General features: G+C 69.9%; 26 protein-coding genes, 2 tRNA genes and 1 other RNA gene. 15 read left to right on the top strand and 14 right to left on the bottom strand.

The features are described from left to right. Positions 1-9 precede the first annotated feature (9 nt). The 3 genes from IF46_RS34830 to IF46_RS0119905 all read left to right on the top strand — a co-directional run bounded on the left by IF46_RS34830 (position 10) and on the right by IF46_RS0119905 (position 1,303). Entirely contained in the window at positions 10-177 is a 168-nt protein-coding gene (locus IF46_RS34830) for a hypothetical protein (protein ID WP_198041483.1), read from the top strand. A gap of 117 nt (positions 178-294) precedes the next feature. Continuing rightward, a complete protein-coding gene (locus IF46_RS0119900; RefSeq protein WP_030489858.1) occupies positions 295-822 on the top strand; it encodes a tRNA adenosine deaminase-associated protein in 528 nt (175 codons plus the stop codon). A 34-nt stretch (positions 823-856) separates the two neighbouring features. Beyond that, positions 857-1,303 carry a nucleoside deaminase gene (locus IF46_RS0119905; RefSeq protein WP_036392693.1) on the top strand — a complete coding sequence of 149 codons (447 nt, stop codon included), beginning with the start codon at positions 857-859 and terminating at the stop codon, positions 1,301-1,303. Positions 1,304-1,307: 4 nt separating this feature from the next. Here the strand turns inward: IF46_RS0119905 and IF46_RS0119910 are convergent, their stop codons facing one another. Both IF46_RS0119910 and IF46_RS0119915 read right to left on the bottom strand, forming a co-directional pair. Beyond that, the gene (locus IF46_RS0119910) at positions 1,308-2,462 is read right to left on the bottom strand and encodes a sensor histidine kinase (protein ID WP_030489860.1); all 1,155 of its coding nucleotides are present in this window, start codon (positions 2,460-2,462) and stop codon (positions 1,308-1,310) included. Continuing rightward, positions 2,459-3,115, bottom strand: coding sequence for a response regulator transcription factor (locus IF46_RS0119915; protein WP_030489861.1), 657 nt, complete (start codon positions 3,113-3,115; stop codon positions 2,459-2,461). The genes IF46_RS0119910 and IF46_RS0119915 overlap by 4 nt, the downstream gene beginning before the upstream one ends. A 138-nt stretch (positions 3,116-3,253) precedes the next feature. Between IF46_RS0119915 and IF46_RS0119920 the strand changes: the two genes are divergently transcribed. Genes IF46_RS0119920 through IF46_RS0119935 form a run of 4 tightly spaced genes read left to right on the top strand, consistent with a single transcriptional unit; the run spans position 3,254 to position 6,748 of the window. Next, positions 3,254-3,769 carry a hypothetical protein gene (locus tag IF46_RS0119920; protein ID WP_232234098.1) on the top strand — a complete coding sequence of 172 codons (516 nt, stop codon included), beginning with the start codon at positions 3,254-3,256 and terminating at the stop codon, positions 3,767-3,769. Next, complete coding sequence (locus IF46_RS0119925) at positions 3,766-4,857, top strand: peptidoglycan-binding protein (RefSeq protein WP_051724026.1); 1,092 nt, start codon at positions 3,766-3,768, stop codon at positions 4,855-4,857. The genes IF46_RS0119920 and IF46_RS0119925 overlap by 4 nt, the downstream gene beginning before the upstream one ends. A gap of 8 nt (positions 4,858-4,865) precedes the next feature. Then, positions 4,866-5,549 carry an ABC transporter ATP-binding protein gene (locus tag IF46_RS0119930; RefSeq protein ID WP_198041494.1) on the top strand — a complete coding sequence of 228 codons (684 nt, stop codon included), beginning with the start codon at positions 4,866-4,868 and terminating at the stop codon, positions 5,547-5,549. After that, complete coding sequence (locus tag IF46_RS0119935; RefSeq protein WP_030489865.1) at positions 5,549-6,748, top strand: ABC transporter permease; 1,200 nt, start codon at positions 5,549-5,551, stop codon at positions 6,746-6,748. The genes IF46_RS0119930 and IF46_RS0119935 overlap by 1 nt, the downstream gene beginning before the upstream one ends. 129 nt (positions 6,749-6,877) lie before the next feature. On the opposite strand, the gene deoD is transcribed toward IF46_RS0119935, so the two are convergent. Further along, on the bottom strand, positions 6,878-7,585 hold the full coding sequence (gene deoD, locus IF46_RS0119940) for a purine-nucleoside phosphorylase (protein WP_030489866.1): 708 nt from the start codon (positions 7,583-7,585) through the stop codon (positions 6,878-6,880). A 75-nt stretch (positions 7,586-7,660) separates the two neighbouring features. Between deoD and IF46_RS0119945 the strand changes: the two genes are divergently transcribed. Beyond that, positions 7,661-7,747 (top strand) — tRNA-Ser (locus IF46_RS0119945). 65 nt (positions 7,748-7,812) lie between these two features. Here IF46_RS0119945 and IF46_RS33320 read toward each other — a convergent pair. The 5 genes from IF46_RS33320 to IF46_RS0119970 all read right to left on the bottom strand — a co-directional run bounded on the left by IF46_RS33320 (position 7,813) and on the right by IF46_RS0119970 (position 11,327). Beyond that, entirely contained in the window at positions 7,813-9,048 is a 1,236-nt protein-coding gene (locus IF46_RS33320; RefSeq protein WP_198041484.1) for an ice-binding family protein, read from the bottom strand. A gap of 79 nt (positions 9,049-9,127) precedes the next feature. Beyond that, positions 9,128-9,622, bottom strand: a complete 495-nt coding sequence (locus IF46_RS0119955; RefSeq protein ID WP_030489868.1) for a hypothetical protein — start codon at positions 9,620-9,622, stop codon at positions 9,128-9,130. A gap of 92 nt (positions 9,623-9,714) precedes the next feature. Then, the gene (locus IF46_RS0119960; protein ID WP_030489869.1) at positions 9,715-10,269 is read right to left on the bottom strand and encodes a hypothetical protein; all 555 of its coding nucleotides are present in this window, start codon (positions 10,267-10,269) and stop codon (positions 9,715-9,717) included. A gap of 108 nt (positions 10,270-10,377) precedes the next feature. Further along, positions 10,378-10,569, bottom strand: a complete 192-nt coding sequence (locus IF46_RS0119965; RefSeq protein ID WP_030489870.1) for a DUF397 domain-containing protein — start codon at positions 10,567-10,569, stop codon at positions 10,378-10,380. Further along, on the bottom strand, positions 10,560-11,327 hold the full coding sequence (locus IF46_RS0119970) for a helix-turn-helix domain-containing protein (RefSeq protein WP_030489871.1): 768 nt from the start codon (positions 11,325-11,327) through the stop codon (positions 10,560-10,562). Before IF46_RS0119970 ends, IF46_RS0119965 begins: the two co-directional genes overlap by 10 nt. 198 nt (positions 11,328-11,525) lie before the next feature. On the opposite strand from IF46_RS0119970, the gene IF46_RS0119975 reads away from it, so the two are divergent. Continuing rightward, on the top strand, positions 11,526-11,768 hold the full coding sequence (locus IF46_RS0119975; protein WP_030489872.1) for a hypothetical protein: 243 nt from the start codon (positions 11,526-11,528) through the stop codon (positions 11,766-11,768). An 8-nt stretch (positions 11,769-11,776) separates the two neighbouring features. Here IF46_RS0119975 and IF46_RS0119980 read toward each other — a convergent pair whose 3' ends face one another. Then, a complete protein-coding gene (locus IF46_RS0119980; RefSeq protein ID WP_030489873.1) occupies positions 11,777-12,613 on the bottom strand; it encodes a class I SAM-dependent methyltransferase in 837 nt (278 codons plus the stop codon). A gap of 218 nt (positions 12,614-12,831) precedes the next feature. Here IF46_RS0119980 and IF46_RS0119985 point away from each other — a divergent pair, with 218 nt between their 5' ends. Together IF46_RS0119985 and IF46_RS33325 are read left to right on the top strand one after the other, a co-directional pair. Next, a complete protein-coding gene (locus IF46_RS0119985) occupies positions 12,832-13,176 on the top strand; it encodes a YbaB/EbfC family nucleoid-associated protein (protein ID WP_198041485.1) in 345 nt (114 codons plus the stop codon). A gap of 21 nt (positions 13,177-13,197) precedes the next feature. Then, positions 13,198-13,860, top strand: coding sequence for a pentapeptide repeat-containing protein (locus IF46_RS33325; protein ID WP_051724028.1), 663 nt, complete (start codon positions 13,198-13,200; stop codon positions 13,858-13,860). A 121-nt stretch (positions 13,861-13,981) separates the two neighbouring features. Here IF46_RS33325 and IF46_RS34480 read toward each other — a convergent pair whose 3' ends face one another. From IF46_RS34480 to IF46_RS0120010, 4 genes are all read right to left on the bottom strand, one after another. Continuing rightward, on the bottom strand, positions 13,982-14,248 hold the full coding sequence (locus IF46_RS34480; protein ID WP_157563210.1) for a hypothetical protein: 267 nt from the start codon (positions 14,246-14,248) through the stop codon (positions 13,982-13,984). Positions 14,249-14,327: 79 nt separating this feature from the next. Beyond that, positions 14,328-14,618 (bottom strand): hypothetical protein, encoded by a 291-nt coding sequence (locus IF46_RS0120000; protein ID WP_157563213.1) that lies wholly within the window; start codon positions 14,616-14,618, stop codon positions 14,328-14,330. A gap of 605 nt (positions 14,619-15,223) precedes the next feature. Then, a complete protein-coding gene (locus tag IF46_RS0120005; RefSeq protein WP_157563218.1) occupies positions 15,224-15,499 on the bottom strand; it encodes a hypothetical protein in 276 nt (91 codons plus the stop codon). A 208-nt stretch (positions 15,500-15,707) separates the two neighbouring features. Beyond that, positions 15,708-15,792, bottom strand: a tRNA-Ser gene (locus IF46_RS0120010). A gap of 82 nt (positions 15,793-15,874) precedes the next feature. Between IF46_RS0120010 and ffs the strand changes: the two genes are divergently transcribed. Then, positions 15,875-15,964: signal recognition particle sRNA small type (ffs, locus tag IF46_RS33865), an RNA gene on the top strand. A gap of 211 nt (positions 15,965-16,175) precedes the next feature. After that, positions 16,176-18,920, top strand: a complete 2,745-nt coding sequence (locus IF46_RS0120020) for a DNA polymerase III subunit gamma and tau (RefSeq protein ID WP_030489878.1) — start codon at positions 16,176-16,178, stop codon at positions 18,918-18,920. On the opposite strand, the gene IF46_RS0120025 is transcribed toward IF46_RS0120020, so the two are convergent. Beyond that, positions 18,917-19,576: a DUF998 domain-containing protein gene (locus tag IF46_RS0120025; RefSeq protein WP_030489879.1), complete on the bottom strand. Its 660-nt coding sequence runs from the start codon at positions 19,574-19,576 to the stop codon at positions 18,917-18,919. The genes IF46_RS0120020 and IF46_RS0120025 overlap by 4 nt on opposite strands. A gap of 213 nt (positions 19,577-19,789) precedes the next feature. Here IF46_RS0120025 and IF46_RS0120030 point away from each other — a divergent pair, with 213 nt between their 5' ends. Both IF46_RS0120030 and recR read left to right on the top strand, forming a co-directional pair. Further along, positions 19,790-20,098 carry a YbaB/EbfC family nucleoid-associated protein gene (locus IF46_RS0120030; protein WP_030489880.1) on the top strand — a complete coding sequence of 103 codons (309 nt, stop codon included), beginning with the start codon at positions 19,790-19,792 and terminating at the stop codon, positions 20,096-20,098. An 8-nt stretch (positions 20,099-20,106) separates the two neighbouring features. Next, complete coding sequence (gene recR / locus IF46_RS0120035) at positions 20,107-20,700, top strand: recombination mediator RecR (RefSeq protein ID WP_030489881.1); 594 nt, start codon at positions 20,107-20,109, stop codon at positions 20,698-20,700. Positions 20,701-20,730: the final 30 nt, after the last annotated feature.

Here is a 20,730-nt window from a genome sequence, read left to right on the forward strand (position 1 = left end):
CTCGGGACTATGGCCTGGACCACTCCGCGGCAGGATCCCGATCGCAACCGTCGTCGCCTGCAGTTGCTGGCCGAGTTGGCGGGCGCCCGGGCGGTCCGCCAGCGCAGCCGACCGCAGCGGCAGCGCACCGAGCGTCTGCGCCAGCTCATCGCCACCCGCCGTCGAGTCACCGGCTGATCCGACTTTGTCAGTAATGACCCGCCCTTCGGGGCGTTGACGGGTCGCCTGCCGACCTGACCGGATAACGTGCACGCGTAACGAGTCGACGCTGTGTCGAGGGCTATTGGGGGGACCGTGTCGTACTTCGCTGCGGCCGTGGTGCGCGATGACAGTGGTTGGACCGCCGCCGAGGTCAATCTGCGTGGCGCCACCGACATCGACGAGGTCGCGGACCGGCTGCGCGACGTCGACCAGGAGGCCGACGTGTCGCTGCTCTTCGTCGAGGCCGACGACGCCTACCTGGTGGTCCTGCGCCTCGACGAGGGCGAGGACCTGCGGGTGTTCGGTTCGGATTCCGCGTACGCCGAGGAGTCGCCGCTGGGGTCGCTTCTGGTCGGTGACCTGAAGACCTCGGTGACCGGGCTCGACGGTGACGAGGAGCCCCGCCCGGTGAGCACCGGTGACGAGGAGAGCGAGCAGCCCGTCGTCGACCCGGAGGCCGACCCGGTCGGTGATGCAGACCTGCTGGCCAACCTGGGCATCTCCGCACAGAAACTGCTGACCCTCTGCACCCACGAGGGGATGATGCCGGCGGACGTCACCGCCGAGATCTGCCAGGTGCTGGGCTGCGTCGACGAGGTCGAAGACCTGCGTGAGGTCTGAGCCGGCCGGCCGACGGCAGCGCCACGAGCTGTGGATGCGCCGGGCCCTGGAGGTCGCCGTCACCGGGCCGCCGGTGGACGACGGGGTCAGCACCGACGTCGACGACGTGCCGGTGGGTGCGGTGCTCTACGGGCCGGACGGCACCGAGCTGGCCACCGGACGCAACGAGCGGGAGCTGACCGGCGACCCCACCGCCCACGCCGAGGTGTTGGCCCTGCGCCGAGGTGCCGAGCGCACCGGCCGGTGGCGGCTGGACGGCTGCACCCTGGTGGTCACCCTCGAACCCTGCACCATGTGCGCGGGGGCGCTGGTGCTGGCCCGGGTCTCCACCGTCGTGTTCGGGGCGTGGGAGCCCAAGACCGGCGCGGCCGGATCGCTCTGGGACGTACTGCGTGATCGTCGGCTCAACCACCGCCCCGAGGTCTACGGCGGGGTGCTGGAGGCCGAGACCGCGACTGTGCTGCGCGCGTTCTTCCGCTGAAGGCTCAGGCCGGCGGCAGGGTGACCGTGACGATCAGGCCACCGGCCGGGCGGGGCTGCGCCTCGGCTGTGCCGCCGTGCGCGCGGGCCACCGCGCGGACGATGGACAGCCCCAGCCCAAAGCCCCGCGCGCCGGCGACCCGCTCTCGTGACAGCCGACGGAAGGGCTGGAACATCGTCTCGACGTCGTAGCCGGGGATGACCGGGCCGGTGTTGGTCACCGTCAGGGTGGGCCGCCCGCCGACCAGCCCGGTGCGTACCTCCACCCAGCCGTCGGCGGGCAGATTGTGCCGCAGCGCGTTCTCCACCAGGTTGAACGTGAGCCGTTCCAACAGCACCGGGTCGCCGCTGATCAGCGCCGGGGCCAGGGCTCGCCGTACCCGCACCCCAGGTGCCTGCTTCCCGGCCTGATCGGTCGTGTGCGCGCAGACCTCGGCCAGATCGACAGGCGTACGCTCGGTCAGCTCGTTCTCCGAGTCGGCCAGGGTGAGCAGGCCGTCGATCAGCCGCTCGTGGCGTTCGTTGACCGCCAGCAGCGACTCACCCAGTCGACGGGTCTCCGCCGAGACGTCCGGACGGGTGACCGCCAGCTCCACCAGGGCGCGGTTGAGCGCCAGCGGCGTACGCAGCTCGTGCGAGGCGTTCGCCACGAACCGGCGCTGCCCGTCGAAGGACCGGTCCAGCCGTTCCAGCATCTCGTCGAACGTGTCGGCGAGTTCGCGTACCTCGTCGGGAGGGCCGGTGAGCGCGATCCGCTCGTGCAGGCCACGGCCGGCGGTATCCGCACCGGCGATCCGTCGGGCCGTGCCGGTGATCTGGTGCAGGGGCTGCAAGGCCCGGCCGGCGAGCAACCAGCCGAACGCGATCGCCACCGCCGACACCACGATCAACGCGATGCCGCCCTGGGTGAGCAGCGACTCCAATGCGTTGCGCTTCGCCTCGTCCTGCACCTCCTGCACCAGGGCGCGCAGGTTGTCGATGGTCTGCCCGCTGGACGTCGTGGCGGTGGTCTTCGGCAGATCCCGCAGGCTCACCCCGAACGGCTGCGGCATCCGCTGATCCACAAGCACGTACGTGACGGCGAGCAGGACCATGCCGGCCAACAGGAAGAGCCCTCCGTAGATGAGGGTGAGCCGGGCACGGATCGTCAGGCGCTTCATCGGATCTGGTACCCCGCTCCGGGGACCGTCTCGATCACCGGTGGGTCGCCGAGTTTGCGGCGCAGCTTCATCACGGTCACCCGGACCACGTTTGTGAACGGGTCGATGTGCTCGTCCCAGGCGCGTTCCAGCAGCTCCTCGGCGGAGACCACCGCGCCGTCGGCGCGGAGCAGCTCGGCCAGCACCGCGAACTCCTTGCGGGACAGCGCCACGTGCCGGTCGTCCCGGCGTACCTCGTGTCGGGCCGGGTCGAGCTGGATGCCGGCGCGACGCAGCGTCGGCGGTGCCGCCGGGCGGGCCCGCCGGGTCAGCGCGTGCACCCGCGCCGACAGCTCGACCAGGGCGAACGGCTTCGTCAGGTAGTCGTCGGCGCCGAGCGCCAACCCCGCCACCCGCTCCCGGACCGCCGCCGACGCGGTCAGCATCAGCACCCGGGTCTCCCCGCCCGCGTCCACGATCGCCCGGCACACGTCGTCGCCGTGCACCACCGGCAGGTCCCGGTCCAGGACCACCACGGCGTACTCGTTGACGCCGAGCCGTTCCAACGCGGCGTCCCCGTCGTACGCCACGTCGACCGCGAACGACTCCCGACGCAGCCACTCGGCGATGGCGTCCGCCAGCACGTTCTCGTCCTCGACCACCAGCACTCTCACCCCTCCATGGTCCCCGGGGTGGGGTAACGGCGGCATAACCGCCGACGGTAACGCCGGGGATACGTCCGCTGCCGTGCACTGGGTGTCACGTTCGGCGAATCGCGCCGGACCTGAGCGGAAGCGGACGCCATGCGACGAATGATGCTTGCGATCCCCGTCCTGCTGGCCCTGGCGCTGCCCGGGTGCGCGGCGGGAGGCGACGACGGTGGCGGGGTCGCCACCGCCGGTGGGGCGAAGGCCGAGACCACGGCGAGTAGCGCCCCCGTCAGCGACTCGGACCGGCAGCTCGCCTTCGCCCGGTGCATGCGGGAGAACGGGGTGGACATGCCCGACCCGGAGGCGGGCGGCCGGCCCGGCTTCCGGTTCGGCGCGGATGTGGATCAGCAGAAGGTCCAGGCGGCCATGGAGAAGTGTCAGGACAAGCTGCCCAACGGCGGGCAGGGGCCGCAGCTCAACCCCGAGCAGGCCGAGCAGATGCGCACGCTGGCCAAGTGCATGCGGGAGAACGGAGTGCCGGACTTCCCAGACCCGGACGCCGACGGGCGGGTCCGGATCGGCACGGGGGGCAACGCGATCGACATCGGCGACCCGGCCATGAAGGCCGCGCTGGAGAAGTGCCGGCAGCACGCGCCGCAGTTCGGGGGTGGCCGGTGACCGGCGCCATCCGACGCTCGCGGCTGCGCGCCGCCATCACCGGGGGCGTCGTTCTGCTTGTCGCGGCCGTGGGCGTGGTCGCCGCGGTGGGCTTCGGCGGCGGTGCCGACGGAGGCCGGGCCCAGGCCGGTAGCGCGCCACCAGCCACCGCCACGGTCACCCGGCAGACCCTCGCCGACTCGGAGACCGCCGACGGTGAGCTGGGGTACGGCACGACGCGTACCGCCACGGCGAAGCTCAGCGGCACCGTCACCGCGCTGGCGGCCACCGGGTCGACGGTACGCCGGGGCAAGGCGCTCTACCTGGTCGACAACGAGGAGGTGGTGCTCCTCTACGGGGGGCTGCCCGCGTACCGGACGCTCGCCCCCGGGGTGGAGGGTGCCGACGTCGCGCAGTTCGAGCGGAACCTCGCGGCGCTGGGCTACACCGGCTTCACTGTCGACGACGAGTACACCGGCGCCACCGCGGACGCCGTCCGAGAGTGGCAGGAGGACCTGGGTCAGACCGAGAGCGGTCGGGTCGAGCCGGGGCGGATCGTGTACGCCGACCGGGAGGTCCGGGTGGAGAGCCACCAGGTCGACGTCGGTGATCTCACGCAGCCCGGCCAGGCGGTGCTCACCTATACCGGCACGAGCCGGGTCGTCACCGTCGAGTTGGACGTGGACGACCAGCGGTTGGCCAAGCGCGACGCGAAGGTCACCGTGCGGCTGCCGGACGGCCGGGCGGTGGCGGGCACGATCAGCACGGTCGAGACGGTCATCCAGGCCGGCGCGGCCGGTGCCAACGGGCAGTCCGGTGACGCCGAGACGAAGATCGAGGTGACCGTCGTGGTGACCGACCCGAGCGCCCTCACCGGCTTCGACCAGGCCAGCGCGGACGTCACGTTCACCGTCTCGGAGCGCCGCGACGTGCTCACCGTGCCGGTGGCGGCGCTGTTGGCGCTCGCCGAGGGCGGCTACGGCGTCCAGGTCGCCGAGGGCGATGCGAGCCGGGTCGTCGCGGTGACCACCGGGCTGTTCGCCGACGGCCGGGTGGAGGTCAGCGGTACGGACCTCACCGAGGGCACGACGGTGGTGGTGCCGACGTGAGCGGCGAGGTGATCGTGCTCGACCGGGTCAGCAAGCGGTACGCCGGCGACGTCGTGGCGTTGGACGACGTGTCGCTGCGGATCGGCTATGGCGAGTTGGTCGCGATCGTCGGCCCATCCGGATCGGGTAAGTCGACCATGCTGCACCTGATCGGCACCCTGGACCGGCCGTCGTCGGGCAGCGTGCTCATCGACGGGTACGACGCGGCGAAGCTGACCGACCGGGAGCTGTCCGCGTTGCGGGCCACCCGGATCGGCTTCGTCTTCCAGCAGTTCCACCTAGCTCCCGGCGTCCCGGTCGTGGACAACGTGGCCGACGGGTTGCTCTACTCCGGCGTACCCCTGCGGAGGCGGCGCGAACGGGCGGAGGCCGCGTTGGTCCGGGTTGGCCTGGGCCACCGGTTGGGGCACCGGCCGCACGAGCTGTCCGGCGGTGAACGGCAGCGGGTGGCGGTGGCCCGCGCGGTGGTCGGTGAGCCGGCGGTGCTGCTTGCCGACGAGCCGACCGGCAACCTCGACTCCCACTCCGGTGCCGGGGTGTTGGAGCTGCTGCACGATCTGCACCGGGCCGGCACCACCGTCGTGGTGATCACCCACGACCGGGAGATCGCGGGAAGCCTGCCCCGGCAGGTGCGGATGCACGACGGCGCGGTGCGGCACGACTCGGCCTTCGCGTCGGGCGAGGTCGGCTGATGGCGACGCTCACCCCGGCCCGGCTGGGGCCGGCGGACATCCTGCGCGTCGGTGGGGTGGGGCTGCGGACCCGTCCGCTGCGGGCGTTCCTCTCCGCGTTGGGTATCGCGATCGGTATCGCCGCGATGATCGCGGTCGTCGGCATCTCCTCGTCGTCCCGGGCCGAGCTGGATCGGGCGCTCGCTGCGCTCGGCACCAACCTGCTCACCGTCGAGCCGGGCAGCACCCTGTTCGGCGCGGACGCGCAGTTGCCCGAGGAGTCGATCGCGATGATCGGGCGGATCGGCCCGGTGACCGAGGTGTCCGCGACCGGGCAGGTCTCCGACGCCAAGGTGTACCGCTCGGATCGGATTCCGGCGGCGGAGACCGGCGGTATCGCCACCCAGGCGGCCCGGCTGGACCTGCTCGGCACCGTCGGGGCCGAGGTGGCCACCGGCACCTGGCTCAACGCGGCGACCGCCCGCTACCCGGCGGTCGTGCTCGGCGCCACCGCGGCGCAGCGGCTCGGGATCACCGCAGCGGACCCGCAGGTGCAGGTGTGGCTGGGTGGGCGGCCGTTCACCGTGGTCGGCACCCTCGCCGCCGCGCCACTCGCCCCGGAGTTGGACACGTCGGCGTTGATCGGCTGGCCGGCGGCGACCGAATACCTGGGCTTCGACGGCCACCCGACCACCGTCTACACCCGGGCGCGGGAGTCGCAGGTCGAGGCGGTCCGGTCGGTGCTCGGCGCGACCACCAACCCGCAGGCGCCGAACGAGGTCGAGGTGTCCCGGCCCTCGGACGCGCTGGCCGCCGCCGAGGCGACCGACGACGCGTTCACCGGCCTGTTGCTGGGTCTGGGTGCGGTCGCGCTGCTGGTCGGTGGGGTCGGTGTGGCGAACACCATGGTGATCTCGGTGCTGGAACGCCGCGCCGAGATCGGCCTGCGCCGGTCACTGGGAGCCACCCGCGGTCAGGTACGGACCCAGTTCCTCGCCGAATCGCTGCTGCTCTCCGCGCTCGGCGGGATCGGCGGGGTGGTGCTGGGGATCCTGGTCACCTCGGGGTACGCGCTGTCGCAGAACTGGCCAACAGTGGTGCCGGCCTGGGCGATGCTCGGTGGGGTGGGTGCGACCCTGGTCATCGGCGGCTTCGCGGGCCTCTACCCGGCCGTGCGCGCCGCCCGCCTCGCGCCGACGGAGGCGTTGGCCGCCGTCTGACCTCTGCGGCCTGCTGTGGCTTTCCGTGGCCTTCCCCGGTCGGACGCGAAAGAGCGTGATGACTGTGGGGCATATTGATGCCTCACAGTCATCACGCTCTCCGCGGTGTTGCCCGCCCGGTCAGACGGCTCAGGCGATGATCGTGTCGAGGGCGATCTCGACCATCTGGCTGAAGGTCTGCTCGCGCTCCTCCGAGGTGGTCTTCTCGCCGGTCTTGATGTGGTCGCTAACGGTCAGCACGGTCAGCGCGCGGGCCTTGAACCGGGCGGCGATCGTGTAGAGCGCCGCCGACTCCATCTCCACCGCCAGCACGCCGTAGTCGGCGAGGGTGTCGTAGAGGTCCGGCCGGTCGGTGTAGAAGGCGTCCGCCGCCAGGATCGGCCCGACGTGCATGGTGATGCCGCGTCGCTCGGCCACCTCGACCGACGTACGCAGGAGCCCGAAATCGGCCACCGGGGCGTAGTCGATCAGCCCGTCGAAGCGCATCCGGTTCATGTTCGAGTCGGTGGACGACCCGATCGCCGCCACCACGTCCCGCAATTGCAGGTCGGTGCTGAGGGCACCACACGAGCCGACCCGAATCAGCGTCTTCACGCCGTACTCGTTGATCAGCTCGTGGGCGTAGATGGAGGCCGACGGCATGCCCATGCCGGAGCCCTGGATGGAAACCTCGACGCCGTTCCAGCGGCCGGTGAAGCCCAGCATGCCCCGGACCGTCGAGTAGCAGGTGGCGCCCTCGAGGTAGGTCTCCGCGATCCACTTGGCCCGCAGCGGGTCGCCCGGCATCAGGACCCGCTCGGCGATCTCGCCCGGCTTCGCGCCGATGTGCGTACTCATGGCAAAGATCCTGCCAGGCCGGCCAGGGCGATACCGGTTCGGCGTCCGAACCCGCGGTCCTGTACCCTCGTCGGCGGTGGCGTGTCCGAGCGGCCTAAGGAGCACGCCTCGAAAGCGTGTGAGGGTTAACGCCCTCCGAGGGTTCAAATCCCTCCGCCACCGCTCTGTAGTGCCGAAACGCCCGGTTGATTCGCGAGGATCGGCCGGGCGTTTCTGTGTCGGAGCGTTCAGGCGACCGAGAACGTGATCGTTGCGGTGTAGGTGCCCGCGACGGCCGTCGGGGGTATCTGGACCGAGACCACGGGATCCCAGGTCGCCGAGTTGTTGCCGATGCCGTCGGTCAGGGTGAACGCGGTTCGTTCGACATTGATGATCTCTGCGTCTCCCGCAGTGGGTTGGCCTGAGGTGAAGGTGCCGATACCGCTGGTTGCGGTGGCCGGGCCCGACCAGTAGGAGGCGTTGGTGTTGGAGATCGTGTGAACCGGGACGCCGCTGGTGACGAAGTTCGTCGCGACGACGGTCGCGGTCCAGGTCGGCGCCGACAGCAGGCGTTCATCCGTCACCGTGACCGGTCCCAGATGGCTCGACACGACTCCGCCCAGGCTGGCGCTGCCCAGATCGGCCGTCTCCGGCGCGCTGATCGACAACTCTCCCGGCTCCGCGCAGGTCGACCTGGTGACCGTGTCGGTGTCCATGGTGACCGCGCCGTTGATCGCCATCGTGCGGCCGTCCACCTCAAGCGCTGCGCCCACAGTGATCGAGGTGAAGGCGAGAATGTTGCCGCGGAACAGGGAGTTGGCACCGAGCGTGACCGAGCTTCCGACCTGCCAGAAGACGTTGCACGACTGGGCGCCGTTGATCAGGTTCACCGTGCTCGACGCGCCCGTGATGAGTGTGCTGGTGGTCTTGAAGATGAAGACCGCGTTCGGGTCACCCTCCGCGTCGAGGGTCAGGTCCCCGGTGATGGTGAACGTGCCTCCAGCGGATTCGTACACGCCGGTGGGCTGGGTGGTGCCGGCGAGTTCACTGGAGAGGATGTCTGTGGTCGTCCGCGAGACGGCGTCGTTGTAGGCGATGACGAGATCACTCTTGCCTTGCACGGCGGGGCCGTCGTTGGAGTGGATCGCCCCGTTCAGTTGACCGGGCGGGAATCCGGTCACAGCGGTGCCTGGGCTCACGCCGAGGTCGCCGGTGACCACGCTGAGCCCGGTGTTGGTGACGGTCGTGCCGGCGAGGATCGCGAAGTCCTCGGCCGTGCCCAGCGGCACCGGCAACTCGGCCGCGCTCGCGCTGCGCGGGCTGACCACGAGGAACAGGGCGGTGGTCGCACCAACCAGAGTCAGGGCGATGGTTGCCCGGGTCATCCCGGTGATCTTGCGGTATTTGCCCGCACGAACAGAGAGCGCCATGGTCTCCTCGGGAGTCTCGACGGCCAGCAGTCCTTCAGTCGCCCATAGTGGCACGTTCAGGTAATAAGTGGAGCAAATCGGTCATTCGGAGGAGTGGCGCGATCCTGTGCTTGCCCTGGCCGGTCCGAGCCGATCAGCAGGGGCCGATGCCCTCGTTGAAGAGGCGGCGGGCCCAGTCCGCGTACCCGGCGATGGTCTTTCGGACCGTGCGCCCGTCGTGCAGGAACAGGTACGCGCGGTCGCCGCTGCGGGCCAGTAGCCCGTCGAGGCGGTGCGTCCCCTGTGGAGCGCGAAGTCGGCTGACCTCTGGATAGCGTTCCCAGACAAGGTCGATGGGCGAGCCTGCCGTTATGCCCTCCGGTGTCCGCATCGGGTCGCCGACCCAGAGCAGGACGAGTTTGTCCTCCACGAAGACCGGGCTGACCGTGTCGTGGCCAGCAAGCACCGGCCCGCAGGCATCCAGGCTGGTACGCAGGATGCCGCGTCGGGTCAGCTCGTCCTCGGTGGTGCCGAACTCGATGTTGCGCAGGCCGTTCAGGTCGATGATCTCCACACTGCCGGCAGGCCGACCGTCTGGAATCGGCTCAGTTGGCGGTACGCCGCTGCCCGCGATCGAGGCAGCCGTCATCAGCGTGGCGATAAACGCAAATTGTCGCAATTTCATGGAATCCCCCAGTCCCCAACGGAACGGGAGCGTTCAGGTTGCTGGCAATGGCCGGATTACTGGTTTTCCCACTGTTCGACCAGCTCGTCCCAGTAGTCGGCGCTGAGTCGACGCCGTCCGTGCGTCAGCCAGCCGTCGGTGTTCCGTTCCAGGTGCAACCCCAGCTCGGCGAACGGGTCGATCCAGGTCCCGGGCTCGACGCCGAGCTGAGTCAGCGCACCGTTGATCGGCCACTGTTCGCGCGACGTATCCAACTCGTCGTCGAAGCGGGGGCCCCAGGCCAGCGCCCCACCCAGCCACACCGCCGCCGACTGGTAGCCGACCCCACCGCCGAACTCCGCCTCCAGGTACGCCACCGGCCCCGACTGTGACCAGCGGCTCAGCAACTCGACCAACGCCGCCGACAACACCAGGCCGAACGGGCGCTCGGCGCTGCGGTCGTCGGTCGCGAAATCCGGCAACGAGCCAGTCAGCTCCACCACCAACTGCGGGGTGACCGGCAGCAACGCGAAGTCCTGGCGCAGCTCGCCGAGGACCGCGTGATCCAGCTCGGCGGTCTGCTCGCGGAGCAGTTCAGCGTCCGCGATCACCGCGCTGAGCTGGTAACCCATCGATCCCTCCGCCGTCCACAGCCTGTGGATAGAACATGTGTACGACGGGTTTCGGGTCCGTCGGTGCCTGGCAGGCTACCGGTGCTGGGCCGAGCCGGCCGGGGCCGTTCAGGCCCGCTGGGCGAGCTGGCTGACGAACGCACGCCAGGCCGCTGGGGCGAAGGCGAGCGCCGGGCCGGTCGGGTCCTTTGAATCCCGTACGCCGACGACGCCGGGCAGGTTGTCGGCGACCTCCACACAATTCCCACCGTTGCCGCTGCTGCGGCTGCTCTTGCGCCACCGGGCGCCGTTCAGCTCCATGACTCCGCCACTTCCGTGATGAGTTCGACCGACTGCCAGTGCGACAGCGCCTCCCCGCGCACGTTCTCCCATGCCGTCATCATGGCCGCGATGTCCTCGGGGTCGCTAGCCACTTGTCCCTGGAGCTGGTTGTCGAGGTAGCCGGCGACCCGGTGGTCGTGGCTGTGCGCGATCACGAACGGCCCGTTGAGGCCGGCGTAGGCGCCGACCGTGCTGGGCACGACGTGCACCCGGATGTGCGGCTCGGCGCAGGCTGCCGCCACCGCCAGCAGTTGCTCACGCATGGTCGCCCGGCCGCCCACCGGGCGGCGAATCACCGCCTCGTCGATGACCGCCGTGAACTGCGGCGGGTCGTCCCGCTTGAGCACGCCCTGCCGGCCGAGTCGGACCGTGAGGTGGCGCTCGATGTCGCCTCGGGGGATCAGGCCCGCGCCGCTCAACACGGCGCGGGCATACGCCTCGGTCTGGAGCAACCCCGGCAGAACGGTCGACTCGAATGACCGCAGCGACACTGCTTCACGCTCGATCTCTTGCCACGGACGAAACCAGATGGGGTCACGACGTCTTGAAGTGTCCGGCCAGATGTCCGACACGTCCTTACGGAGGGCTTCCGCTGCCGCCAGGCGATGGCGAGGATGCGGGATGCGGCCCTCCGTCAACCAGCGCCCCACGGTCTTGGGGTCGACGCCGACGGTTTCGGCGAGGGATTCGGTGGTGTGCCCGGTGTCGCTGAGCGCCACCCGGAGCGCATCGTTCATGGCCCCTCCATCGGATGTCCTAGATATCTGAGAACCATATAGCTACGCGGTGTATCTGTCTCATGACGCGCTTGAGGGTGGTCTACAGAAGACGGCGCGATCGGTGGAGGCGCAGGAGCCCGGCGGTCGGCGTCAGTCCGGGGGTCGCCCCGACGGGGAGGCGGGGCGATCCCCTTCCACCGCGAAAGAGGTCCGCCCATGCCCCGCCGCCGTTACCGGAACCACCTACCGACTCGACCCACCTGGCGCTGTGCCGCGTGCGGCATCGCTTGGCCTTGCTCAGCGGCGAAGCTGCGGCTGCTCGGTGAATACCGGCACGACCGGGTCGCGTTGACCGTCTACCTGGCGACGCTGCAAGCGGAGGCCGGTGAACACCTCGCCGACATCGACCCGGCCCGACTGACCGAACGCTTCCTCGCCTGGACCCGCGCCCGAGCCTGACGGAAGCGTCAGGGGCGCCAGATCACCACCTCGATGTCGCGTCGTCGTTCGGCGAACCGGCCGTCGTGTGCCGTCGCCGTCAAGAGTTGACGCAGGTCCGCCTCGAAGGCCGGGAGCCGATCGGCGAACAGGTGCGGTGCCGCACTGGACAGCGAGAACACCGCCGAGGTGATCTCGTCCACGGAGCGTTCCACGACCATCCCCTGTTCGACAGTGATTCGGGTGGGGCCGGTGAAGCCCGCCGCGCGCATGATCTCCGCCTCGCCGGAGGGGGTGCCCGTCGGCAGCAAACCCTGCCCAGCTCGGCGGACCGGGCCCAGGTAGCTCGCGACCAACTCGTCGATCTGCCGCCAGGGTGCTCGGGGGTACGGCAGTGGGTCGTCCCCGGTCACGCCCTGATGAGTGTTGGCGCCGACATGGACCCAGGCCCCGTCGGGCGTGAGCATCTCGCGGACGCGACCAGCAACGAGTGGCCGATCCATCCAGTGGAACGACTGGGCGAACGTGGCCACCCGGAACGTACCCAGGCTGGCTGGCAGCGCCTCGGCACGCAGGTGCCGCCACTCGACTTTGGTGGCCCCGTCCTCGTCGGCTCTACGCTGGGCCTCGGTGAGCATGTCCTGGTCCGCATCGACGCCCACCGCGCTCTCGAACAGGGGTGCGAGCAGGAGCGTCAGCGATCCGGGTCCACAGCCGACGTCGAGGAGTCGGCCAGTGCCGTTGAGGTCGAGTGCGGTGCCGATCGTTTCGGCGAGGCTGCTCGGATAGGGCAGGCGGCCGACGCTGTAGTGGCTGGCGCTGCCCGCGTACAAGGTCTCGTCCCACTGCCACGTCGCCTCGGTCACGACGTCGATGAGACCACAGAGCGGTGCGCGGGGGCCGGTTATGGCGTCTCACGTGGACATTCGTGGCGGCCATCTCATGTTAATCTCGCTCAGCTCTGCATGATCACCTTGAGCGACCGAGGGGACGCATGACGGCCGAGGTTCCACACGCGGGCGGGCTACTGGACCCGGGCGGTGCCATGGATCGGCTCGCGGAGTGGAAGGGTCGCCTGGACCAGTTGGCGACCGCCACCGACGCGATGAGCGACCGTATCCAGGAACTGCGAGTGACGGTCGCCGACGGCAACGGGCTGGTGGAGGTCACGATCGACTCCGTGGGTGCGTTGGTCGATCTGCGGCTGGGTCAGCGGGTGCAGCGGGTCGCACCCGATGTCGTCGCACGGACGATCATGACGACGATCGCGCTGGCCAAGCGGCAACTTGCCGACCATGCTCAGGAGATCATCGGCGATACGCTGGGCACCGATTCGCCGGCCGCGCGGGCGATCGCCGAACGCGTCGGGCAGCAGCTGCGCGATGCCGACCCCGCGGCGGGTGACCAGGGCGAGCAGTACGGCCGGTAGTGAGCGGCGGGTTCGAGGGCGATGAGCAGATACAAGCGTGCCAGCGGCGACGTGATTCGTTGGCCGGACAGCCCCACCGCGCGGGAAGCACTTGAGCAGTGGTTCGCCGCCGATTCGCCCACGGCGTACCTGTCGGGGGATTCTCTTGATTTTCGCGGGGCGGACCTCAGCCGCCTCGACCTGGCTGGTGCCTATCTCGCCAGTGCCCACCTGGTCGGCGTCCGCTTCGAAGGGGCCAACCTCGGCGACGCCAACCTGAGCAACGCCGAGTTGCAGGGTGCGGATGTCTCCTTCGCCGACCTGGCCAAGGCGGTGATGGTCGGCTGCTCGGCCGGTGCGGCCTCGTTCCGGTCGGCTCGGCTGTTCTCGGCGCAGCTCGACGACGCCGTGCTGGCAGGAGCGGATCTTCGCTGCGCGATCCTCAACTCCGCCAAGCTCTACCAGACCGATCTGCGCGGTGCCAATCTCGAGTTGGCCAGCCTGCGCTGGTCCACGCTCGGCGGCGCGGGCATGCCGGCGGTGCTGACCGGCGCGCGGATGTTCGGTTGCCAGTTCGAGGGCGCAAAAGGTGCGGTAGTCGGGCCGGCTCTGGTGGACGAGGGGGCGACCCGGTCGCTCGGCGGTGCCGAGTTGGCGGCGTGGTTCTCGGCGCAGGGCGCGGAGCACGTCCAGGTGGTGGGTTGACGCCACCGCACAGACGACTCAGGGCCGGCCCCCGCCGGGGTCGGCCCTGTCGTTCTGCTGCTCACGCTCAACGGTGAATGATCGGGGTTAGCGTCTCCGCGGCACCGCCGACATCACGAGTTCAGGCGAGCCGGTGGCGCCACCACAGTTCGGTGTGGTTGGCTCCGCCGCAGTAGTAGTACTCGTCGTCGACTCCGTAAATCGCGTTGAGTCTGTCCTTGGTCCACACGCATTCAGAATCCGTACTGAAGGTTTGAATATGCGTGTTGACGGGACCACAACTCCCGCACCACCCCTTGGCGGACGCCGGTGTCGCTTCCAGGCCCAACGAGAAAATCGCGGCCAGGGCGACTGCGGGTGCCACGATTTTGATCGTCTTTGAGAGCATCTATTTCCCTCTGAATGGATGTGGAGGCGGTGGTGTTGTGGGCTTGCTGGTTCGCCCACTAGTTGTGGCGTTGGAAATACTAGGCGATGTGCCGCAGCCAGAGTTCGTTGTGGTAGGCCCCGCCGCAGTAGTAGTACTCGTTGTTGCTCGGGAGGCCACGAGAGGCGTTGAGGCTGTTCCGCGTCAGGATGCAGATCGTGTCCGACGAGTAAGTGTAGATGTGATCGTTCACGTAGCGAACCGGCCCGTTGTTCGGATCGCTGCCCTGATCGCCCGCTGCGAAGGCTGGTGCCGCGCCGGCGAAGGACAGGGCGACGACCGTTCCCAAAGTGGCAGCGCGTGCGAACATCTTGGTTTTCTTCGAGGGCATTGCGGCTGCGCCTTTCGAGACAATCCCTGAGTCGCGCGTGGGGAGCGTCGAGGGTGTCCAGCACGGGCGATCCGGGTGCGACGGGCGGCCGTAAGGGTTGGATCAGGGCAAGTGAGTCGACGCCTCAGGTGAGAGTGACCGCAGGAACGACGCAGGGCCGGCCCCCGCCGGGGTCGGCCCTGCCGTTCTGCTGCTCACGCTCAACGGTGAATGATCGGGGTTAGCGTCTCCGCGGCACCGCCGACATCACGATCTCAGGCGAGCCAGTGGCGCCACCACAGCTCGGTGTGGTGGGCTCCGCCGCAGTAGTAGTACTCGTCGTCGACTCCGTAAATTGCGTTGAGTCTGTCCTTGGTCCGGACGCATTCAGAATCCGTACTGAAGGTCTGAATGTGCGTGTTGACAGCCACGCAAACCCCGGGGCACCGCCCCTTGGCGGATGCCGGTGTCGCTTCCGCGCCCAATGTGAACATCGTGGCTAGGGCGACTGCGGGTGCGAACACTTTGATCGTCTTCGAGAGCATCTAGTTTCCTCTGAGTGGATGTGCAGGCGGTAATGTTGCGGGCTTGCGGGGGTTCGCCCACTCATTGCGGCACCGGAACTACTAGGCGATGTGCCGCAGCCAGAGTTCGTTGTGGTAGGCCCCGCCGCAGTAGTAGTACTCGTTGTTGCTCGGGAGGCCGCGAGAGGCGTTGAGGCTGTTCCGTGTGAGGACGCAGACCGTGTCCGACGAGTAAGTGTAGATGTGATCGTTCACGTAGTGATCAGGCTCGTAGCCCTGATTGCCGGCGAATGCTGGTGCCGCGCCGGCGAAGGACAGGGCGATGACCGTTCCCAAAGTGGCAGCGCGTGCGAACATCTTGGTTTTCTTCGAGGGCATTGCGGCTGCGCCTTTCGAGACAATCCCTGAGTCGCGCGTGGGGAGGTGTCGGTCTGCATAGTCCTCGCCGATAAGGGGAACAACTGCCCCTGCGGCGGGTCGCCGGTGGACCGGCCGGACCAGGTCAAGTGAGACGGGAGCAACCGTCGAGACGACGAAGGGCCGGTCCCCGTGGGGGCCAGCCCTTCGTACTGCCTGCTCAAGCGAGCGGAGGATACGAGATTCGAACTCGTGAGGGTGTAAACCCAACACGCTTTCCAAGCGTGCGCCCTAGGCCTCTAGGCGAATCCTCCGCGAGCCAGGATACAGGCCCGTCTCGGCCGGGCCACCCCACCACCCCCTGAAGATCGACCGGCGGTCAGGTAGGCTGGGCGGCACCTCCCGTGCGGCGGTATCTCGTGAACCTCCCCAGGGCCGGAAGGCAGCAAGGATAAGCGAGCTCTGCCGGGTGCACGGGAGGCCTTTTCGTCTGTGGGCCGGTTGATCCACTCGAGATCTGTGATGTCGCGGTGTCCCGGCCACACGGACACCGCGGTTTCCAGGAAGCCGAGTCGATCAAGGTCGGCGGCCAGGAAGTCGAGTCGATCAAGCCCGAAGGCCCAGGCGCCCCGGGGTGGTGGGTGGTCACCCGCGCCTGACCGGCGCAGAATGGCTCGGTCGAGAGGAGGCGGGACGAGTGACGCTGGCGCTCTACCGCAAGTACCGGCCGCGTACCTTCGCTGAGGTCATCGGTCAGGAGCACGTGACCGAACCGCTGTCGCAGGCGCTGCGCAGCGGACGGCTCAACCACGCCTACCTCTTCTCCGGCCCACGCGGCTGCGGCAAGACCACCAGCGCCCGGATCATGGCCCGCTCGCTCAACTGTGAGCAAGGCCCCACCCCCGAGCCGTGCGGCAAGTGTCAGTCCTGCCGCTCACTGGCCACCGACGGTGCCGGTTCGATCGACGTGATCGAGATCGACGCGGCCAGCCACGGCGGTGTCGACGACGCCCGCGAACTGCGCGAGCGTGCCTTCTTCGCGCCGGCCAACAGCCGCTTCAAGATCTACATCATCGACGAGGCGCACATGGTCTCGACCCAGGGCTTCAACGCCCTGCTCAAGCTGGTCGAGGAGCCTCCGGAGTACGTCAAGTTCATCTTCGCCACCACCGAGCCGGAGAAGGTCCTCGGCACGATCCGGTCGCGGACCCACCACTACCCGTTCCGGCTGTTTCCGCCGAAGGTGGTCCGCCCCTATCTGGAGCAGCTCTGCCAGGCGGAGGGAGTCACCGTCGAGCCGGCGGCCTTTCCGCTGGTGGTGCGTGCCGGTGGCGGCAGCATGCGGGACAGTCTCTCCGTGCTCGACCAGCTCATCGCTGGCGCCGGCGCGGAGGGGGTCAGCTACGCCCGGGCCGCCTCGCTGCTCGGGGTCACCGACTCGGCGCTGATCGACGAGATGTGCGACGCGCTGGCCGCCGGTGACGGCGCCGCCGCGTACGCCACCGTCGACCGGGTGGCCGAGGCCGGGCACGACATGCGCCGGTTCGCGTCGGATCTGCTGGAGCGGCTGCGCGACCTGATCGTGCTTCAGCAGGTGCCGGCCGCCGCCGCGAAGGGCCTGATCGACGGCCCGGCCGACCAGATGGAACGGATGGCCGCCCAGGCCTCGCAACTTGGCCCCGGCACGCTCTCCCGCTGCGCCGACATCGTGCACGACGGCCTGGTCGAGATGCGCGGCACCACAGCGCCTCGCCTGCTGCTGGAACTGATCTGCGCCCGGATGCTGCTGCCCGGCGCGGACGACACCACCGGCGGCCTGCTCCAGCGCCTCGAACGGATGGAACGTCGGCTCACCCTGGGTGGCACCGACGCGCCGTCGGCCGCCGCCGGCTCCGCGCCAGCCAACCACCCAGGGGTACGCCCACAGCACGCCACCCCGGTCCCGGCTGCCGCCACCCCGGCACCGGTGAACGCCCCGACCTCCGCCCCGCCGTGGGCGGTCGACCCGGCAGCGTCCCCGACCCAGAACGCTGCGGCCTCGGGCGCTCCGGTCGCGCACGCCCCGACCTCCGGCGCACCGGCCTCGTACGTGTCGGCCGCCGATTCGCCGATCCCGACGTCCCCCGGTGCGTCGACCGGGTCGGCACCTGTCGAACCCGTCTCGCCCGCCGGCTCGACAGCACCACGTCGCGTGGTGCCCCCGTCGGCGGTGCTCCCCGACCCGGCCACCCCAGCGCCGCCCCGACCGGGTGCGCCGGCTGCCGCGCTGGACGCGGTCGCGGTCCGCCGCGTCTGGCCCGACGTGGTCGGCAAGGTCAACCGGACCAACAAGCGGATCGCCGCCCTGATGCGTGACGCGGTCGTCCGCGAACTCGACGGCGACATGCTGGTGCTGACGGTGAAGTCCACCGTGCTGGCCAAGATGATGGCCGATCACGCGGCTGTGCTCACCGATGCGCTCTACGAGGAGTTGGGCGGGCGCTGGCAGATCCGGTGTGAGGTGGCCGGCGAGCGCGGCGGCGTGTCGCTGTCCAGCCCACCGCGCTCGCAACCCGCCGCACCGGCCCGACCAGCCACGCCGCCGGAGCCGCCTGCTGCGGCTGGCCCGTCGAGCGGGCCGCCTGTTGCGCCGATCGTGCCTGCTGCCGCTGGTCCGACGAGCGTGTCGCCTGGCTCAGCCAACTCGCACGCTGCGGCTGGCCGGTCGTCGCCTGGCGCACCCAACGGGCCTGCTGCGGCTGGCCCGTCGAGCGTGCCGTCCGCCGCGCCGAACGCGTCTGCCGCTGTCGGCCCGGCGAGCGCGCCGTCTGCCCCGGCGTCGGACGACGAGGACTGGCCGGAGGCGGCTCGCCCCGGCGGCGGTGCTCCCGCAACCGAGGCGACGGATGACGAGGACTGGCCGGAGGCTGCCCGACCTGGTGGCGCGGCGGCCGGAAACGAGTCGAGCTTCAACTCCGCACCGGCACCGACCGGCGCGAACGGCGGCGGTACCAATGGCAGCGCCGCGAACGGCGGCGGACCCGGCGGTTCGGACGGCCCTGGGGCAGCGGCCGGTGGCGGTAAGCCGGGCGGGCGTGGTAACTCGACACCGGCGGCCCGGCAGCCGGCGGCAGCCGGTGGTGCGCCGGTGAGCAGCGCCATCGCCGCGGCTCGCGCGGCGGCGGCGGGGCGTGGTGCGCGTACCGGAGCGGCAGCCCGACCTGTCGCGGACGCCGAGTGGGCCGGCGAGCCGCCCTACGACCCGGACTTCGATGGCCCGGCGCGGGCCGGTCGGCCGGGCGGCGCGGCGGCCCCGAACTACGAGGGATTCGACCCGGGCGACGAGCCGCTGGACGAGATCATCGACGAGAAGACCGCGCGGGAATCCAGCGAGGAGCAGGCAGTACGGCTACTCCGGGAAACCTTCGGCGCGGAAAAGATCAACGAGGTCGACGCCCGCTAGCCCCGCACACGGGCGAGGGCGGGCGTTTCGGCCAGCAGGACGGCTAGGCAGCAGGCCCAGAGGGGGAAGGGCAGGACGGCTATCCGTTCCATGCCGCCTACTCCGATTCCCAGGCCCTGCTGGGCGAAGAACAGCACCGTCCCGACCAGCGCGATGAGCCCGGCGGTAAGCGTGAGTCGGCGCCAGCGGCCGAGCGTCGTGGCGCGCGGCGCGAAACCGGCGAGGAGCAGGCCGACGTTGCCCACCCCCATGATCAGGAATGCGCCTAGGACGTGCAGGTTCTCGTCGATGTCGGCCGGGTAGAGGGCGGCCAGGGCGTACCCGCCGGTGGCCAGCAGCAGGAGTGTCTGGGCCGAGCGCACCAATGCGCCGCGACCGAGGATTCGCCAGGTCAGCAGGATTCCGGCGGCGAGTAGCACGGCGGTGGTCAGCATCGCGGCGTTCATCAGTGGGTGCCACGGCGAGCAGACGTAGCGGGGGCGGGTGGTGTCCCAGATGCCGCAGTGCGCGTTGCCGAGGTCGCTGATGTTGTGGGTGGCCCAGCTGTAGGTCGGCTCGCGCCACCGCAGCCCGGTGATCAGGCTGGCGACGAGGAAGACGGGTGTGGCCGCGACCCAGCACAGCGTGCCGACCCGGCCGGTGCGGGTGAGGTTCATGCCACGAGCAGACCAGTGCGACGGTGCCCGGCGCACTACCAGCAGATGGCCGATTCGGGGTAGTGGTAGCCGTACCCGTCGCGGGGTGGAAGGCCCCGGCGTGGGCGGACGCACCGGGCGGGGCAGGGTCGGTCCCAGCGGATAGGCTGAGCGGCGGTCGAGCAGACGAGTGCGAGAAGGAGCCATCCCGTGCGCCCAGGTGGACAGCCGAACATGCAGCAGATGCTGAAGCAGGCGCAGAAGATGCAGCAGCAGATCGCTGCCGCCCAGGCCGAGCTGGCCGAGGCCGAGCTGACCGGCACCGCCGGTGGCGGGCTGGTCACCGCGACCGTCTCCGGCTCTGGTGAGCTCAAGGCCATCAAGATCGACCCGAAGGCCGTCGACGCGGACGACGTGGAGACGCTTGAGGATCTGGTCGTCGCGGCTGTGCACAACGCCGCCGAGGCGGCCCGGGAGTTGACCGAGCGCAAGATGGGCCCGGTCGCCGGCGGCATGGGCGGCCTCGGCCTGCCCGGTTTCTGAGCCGGCAGATGTACGAAGGTGCCATCCAGGATCTGATCGACGAGCTGGGTCGGCTGCCGGGCGTGGGTCCGAAGAGCGCTCAGCGGATCGCGTTCCACGTCCTCTCGGCGGATCCGGCCGACGTCAACCGGCTGGCCGGCGCGCTGCGCAAGGTCAAGGAGCTGGTGCGGTTCTGCACGACCTGCTACAACGTGGCCGAGTCCGAGCAGTGCCGGATCTGCCGCGACCCGCGCCGCACCGACGAGGTGCTGTGCGTGGTGGAGGAGCCCAAGGACGTGGTGGCCGTCGAGCGGACGGGTGAGTTCCGCGGTCGCTATCACGTGCTGGGCGGCGCGATCAATCCGCTGGAAGGCATCGGTCCGGACAATCTGCGCATCCGGGAGTTGCTGATCCGGCTCGGTGGTGGCGCGGTGCGGGAGCTGATCCTGGCGACGGACCCGAACACCGAGGGCGAGGCGACCGCCACCTACCTGGCGTTGATGGTGAAGCCGATGGGCATCGCGGTGACCCGGCTGGCCAGTGGGCTGCCGGTCGGTGGCGATCTGGAGTACGCCGACGAGATCACCCTCGGTCGGGCCTTCGAGGGTCGCCGCGCGCTCTGATCCCCTGTGTACGGCTGGTGGCCGGTGCCC

This window comes from Micromonospora chokoriensis (assembly GCF_000718555.1).
Classification (GTDB): Bacteria; Actinomycetota; Actinomycetes; order Mycobacteriales; family Micromonosporaceae; genus Micromonospora; species Micromonospora chokoriensis_B.

Coding starts and splice junctions, on each gene's coding strand:
- IF46_RS0119965 (WP_030489870.1), bottom strand. CDS start 10,569: ATGGAGCTGAACGGCGCCCGGTGGCGCAAGAGCAGCCGCAGCAGCGGC.
- recR (WP_030489881.1), top strand. CDS start 20,107: ATGTACGAAGGTGCCATCCAGGATCTGATCGACGAGCTGGGTCGGCTG.
- IF46_RS0119975 (WP_030489872.1), top strand. CDS start 11,526: ATGCCCCGCCGCCGTTACCGGAACCACCTACCGACTCGACCCACCTGG.
- IF46_RS0119960 (WP_030489869.1), bottom strand. CDS start 10,269: ATGGGTTACCAGCTCAGCGCGGTGATCGCGGACGCTGAACTGCTCCGC.
- IF46_RS0119905 (WP_036392693.1), top strand. CDS start 857: ATGCGCCGGGCCCTGGAGGTCGCCGTCACCGGGCCGCCGGTGGACGAC.
- IF46_RS0119970 (WP_030489871.1), bottom strand. CDS start 11,327: ATGAACGATGCGCTCCGGGTGGCGCTCAGCGACACCGGGCACACCACC.
- IF46_RS0119935 (WP_030489865.1), top strand. CDS start 5,549: ATGGCGACGCTCACCCCGGCCCGGCTGGGGCCGGCGGACATCCTGCGC.
- IF46_RS34480 (WP_157563210.1), bottom strand. CDS start 14,248: ATGCTCTCAAAGACGATCAAAATCGTGGCACCCGCAGTCGCCCTGGCC.
- deoD (WP_030489866.1), bottom strand. CDS start 7,585: ATGAGTACGCACATCGGCGCGAAGCCGGGCGAGATCGCCGAGCGGGTC.
- IF46_RS0120030 (WP_030489880.1), top strand. CDS start 19,790: ATGCAGCAGATGCTGAAGCAGGCGCAGAAGATGCAGCAGCAGATCGCT.
- IF46_RS0119920 (WP_232234098.1), top strand. CDS start 3,254: ATGATGCTTGCGATCCCCGTCCTGCTGGCCCTGGCGCTGCCCGGGTGC.
- IF46_RS0120000 (WP_157563213.1), bottom strand. CDS start 14,618: ATGCCCTCGAAGAAAACCAAGATGTTCGCACGCGCTGCCACTTTGGGA.
- IF46_RS34830 (WP_198041483.1), top strand. CDS start 10: ATGGCCTGGACCACTCCGCGGCAGGATCCCGATCGCAACCGTCGTCGC.
- IF46_RS0120025 (WP_030489879.1), bottom strand. CDS start 19,576: ATGAACCTCACCCGCACCGGCCGGGTCGGCACGCTGTGCTGGGTCGCG.
- IF46_RS33325 (WP_051724028.1), top strand. CDS start 13,198: ATGAGCAGATACAAGCGTGCCAGCGGCGACGTGATTCGTTGGCCGGAC.
- IF46_RS0120005 (WP_157563218.1), bottom strand. CDS start 15,499: ATGCCCTCGAAGAAAACCAAGATGTTCGCACGCGCTGCCACTTTGGGA.
- IF46_RS0119910 (WP_030489860.1), bottom strand. CDS start 2,462: ATGAAGCGCCTGACGATCCGTGCCCGGCTCACCCTCATCTACGGAGGG.
- IF46_RS0119955 (WP_030489868.1), bottom strand. CDS start 9,622: ATGACGGCTGCCTCGATCGCGGGCAGCGGCGTACCGCCAACTGAGCCG.